The sequence below is a fragment of the Lactobacillus nasalidis genome (assembly GCF_016587775.1).
GTDB classification, from domain to species: Bacteria; Bacillota; Bacilli; order Lactobacillales; family Lactobacillaceae; genus Lactobacillus; species Lactobacillus nasalidis.
In genome coordinates this window covers 1-523 of the sequence record NZ_BOCG01000588.1, presented here as the reverse complement: position 1 = coordinate 523, position 523 = coordinate 1, and the positions used below count along the sequence as shown (strand labels likewise).

Annotated in this window: 1 protein-coding gene; it reads right to left on the bottom strand. The window is 60.0% G+C overall.

The genetic code is table 11. The features are described from left to right. Positions 1-523: ABC transporter transmembrane domain-containing protein (locus tag lacNas_RS11065; protein ID WP_244661463.1), on the bottom strand; the 523-nt coding region annotated here is incomplete at both ends.

Genomic DNA, 523 nt, shown 5'->3' with positions numbered 1-523 from the left:
GGCCCATGATGGAGTCGAGCATGAAGCTGCTGATCTGGCCGAGCTTTTGCCGGATCTCTTGGCCCGGCTGGCTGGCCCGGCGGCTGAAGACGAGCGGAATGGCGATGCCGACAGCGGCATAGGCCAGCAAGGCCAAGAGGGCCAAGAAGACTGAATAGCGGCTGAAGAAGCTGAGCATGCAAATGGTAAAGAGGCTGGCGATGGCGATCGGGGAGATCGTGTGGGCATAAAAGACCTCAAGCAGCTCAATGTCGCTGGTGATCAAAGACAGCAGGCTGCCCTTGTCTTTGCTTTCCAGCTTGGCCGGGCTGAGCTGGCGCAGCTTGTGGAAGACTTTGACCCGGATCAAGGCCAGCATCTTGAAGGCGATCAAGTGGTTGCAGTAGTGTTCGCCGTAGTGCAGCAGCCCTCTGGAAAAGGCGCAGGCCAAAAGCAGCGCCGTCAGGCTGCCGGCGCTTTGGCCGGAGAAGATTTTTCCAGCGGCCTGCACGGCGCTGATGGTGACGAAGCTGGCCGCCAGCTG